The sequence below is a fragment of the Paracoccus sp. UBA5162 genome (assembly GCF_002413585.1).
Lineage (GTDB): Bacteria > Pseudomonadota > Alphaproteobacteria > Rhodobacterales > Rhodobacteraceae > Paracoccus.
The window spans coordinates 1-1,933 of sequence record NZ_DHXG01000005.1; the positions used below are offsets into that span (position 1 = coordinate 1).

Consider the following 1,933-nt stretch of genomic DNA (forward strand, 5'->3'; position numbering starts at 1 on the left):
CTGACCAACAAGATGGCGCCCGCGCTGCGCAAGGTCTATGACCAGATGCCCGAGCCGCGCTATGTCATCAGCATGGGAAGCTGCGCCAATGGCGGCGGCTATTACCATTACAGCTATTCGGTCGTGCGTGGCTGCGACCGGATCGTGCCGATCGACATCTATGTTCCCGGCTGTCCGCCCACCGCCGAGGCGCTGCTATACGGCATCCTGCAACTTCAGCGCCGGATCCGGCGCACCGGCACGCTGGTGAGGTAAGCCATGTCCGTCTATCCCGATCTCGACGCGCTGGACCAACTGGCCGATCACATCAAGCTGCGCCGCTCGAACGAGGTGCTGGATACCGCGATCGCCCATGGCGAGCTGACCGTCGCCTCGACCGTCAGCGGCGTCCTGGATCTGGTCGAATTCCTGCGCACCGATTCGTCCTGCCGCTTCTCGACGCTGGTCGACATCACCGCCCTGGATCACCCCGAACGGCAGCAGCGTTTCGACGTGGTCTGGCATTTCCTGTCGATGTATCAGAATCACCGTATCCGCGTGAAGGTCAGCGTCCGCGAGGATGAGCTGGTGCCCTCGATCATCGGCATCTTCCCCAGTGCGAACTGGTTCGAGCGCGAGATCTTCGACATGTTCGGGATCCTGTTCTCGGGCCATCCCGACCTGCGGCGGCTCTTGACCGATTACGGCTTTCGCGGGCATCCGCTGCGCAAGGATTTCCCGACCACGGGCTATGTCGAGGTGCGGTATGACGAATCCGTCAAGCGCGTGGTCTACGAGCCGGTGAACCTGACCCAGGAATACCGCCAGTTCGATTTCCTGTCGCCCTGGGAGGGCGCGAAATACGTCCTGCCGGGCGACGAGAAGCAGGGGGCGAAGTGATGGACGGCGATATCCGCAACAATGTCTATGACGACGGTTCTTCCGACACGCTGACCGGCGAACAGCGCATCCGCAACTTCAACATCAACTTCGGCCCGCAACACCCTGCCGCGCATGGCGTCTTGCGGCTGGTGCTGGAGCTGGACGGGGAGGTGGTCGAACGCTGTGACCCGCATATCGGGCTGCTGCATCGCGGCACCGAGAAGCTGATGGAAAGCCGCACCTATCTGCAGAACCTGCCCTATCTGGACCGGCTGGATTACGTCGCGCCGATGAATCAGGAACATGCCTGGTGCATGGCCATCGAACGGCTGTCGGGTGTCGAGATTCCGCGCCGCGCCAGCCTGATCCGGGTGCTGTATTCCGAGATCGGCCGCATTCTCAGCCATTTGCTGAACGTGACCACGCAGGCCATGGACGTGGGCGCGCTGACCCCGCCCCTGTGGGGCTTCGAGGAACGCGAAAAGCTGATGGTGTTCTACGAGCGCGCCTGCGGAGCCCGCCTGCACGCGGCCTATTTCCGCCCCGGTGGCGTGCATCAGGATCTGCCGCCCGACCTGATCGACGATATCGAGGCCTGGTGCGATCCGTTCCTGAAGGTCGTGGACGATCTTGACGGGCTGCTGACCGAGAACCGGATCTTCAAGCAGCGCAATGTCGATATCGGCATCGTCCATGAACAGGACGTGCTGGACTGGGGCTATTCCGGCGTGATGGTGCGCGGTTCGGGGATGGCCTGGGATCTGCGGCGGTCGCAGCCCTACGAATGCTATGACGAATTCGACTTTCACATCCCGGTCGGCAAGAATGGCGATTGCTATGACCGTTATCTGGTCCGCATGGAAGAGATGCGCCAGTCGGTCCGCATCATGCGGCAGGCGATCGACAAGCTGCGCGAACCGGCCGGGCAGGGCGACATCCTGGCGCGCGGCAAGCTGACCCCGCCCCGGCGCAGCGAGATGAAGCGCGACATGGAAAGCCTGATCCACCATTTCAAGCTGTATACCGAGGGTTTCCGGGTTCCCGCCGGCGAGGTCTATGCCGCGGTCGAGGC

General features: G+C 62.8%; 3 protein-coding genes. All 3 read left to right on the plus strand.

What is annotated here, in order from left to right; all coding sequences use genetic code 11:
- The coding region (gene nuoB / locus B4A72_RS00690) for an NADH-quinone oxidoreductase subunit NuoB (protein ID WP_292977945.1) at window positions 1-255 on the plus strand (255 nt) is incomplete at its 5' end.
- Between the two features lie 3 nt (window positions 256-258).
- Window positions 259-879 carry an NADH-quinone oxidoreductase subunit C gene (locus B4A72_RS00695; RefSeq protein ID WP_292957418.1) on the plus strand — a complete coding sequence of 207 codons (621 nt, stop codon included), beginning with the start codon at window positions 259-261 and terminating at the stop codon, window positions 877-879.
- A partial coding sequence (locus tag B4A72_RS00700; RefSeq protein ID WP_292977946.1) for an NADH-quinone oxidoreductase subunit D occupies window positions 879-1,933 on the plus strand: 1,055 nt, incomplete at its 3' end. The genes B4A72_RS00695 and B4A72_RS00700, both read left to right, overlap by 1 nt.

Bases quoted from the DNA above. Each gene is read 5' to 3' on its own strand.
- B4A72_RS00695 (WP_292957418.1), top strand. From the start codon at position 259: ATGTCCGTCTATCCCGATCTCGACGCGCTGGACCAACTGGCCGATCAC.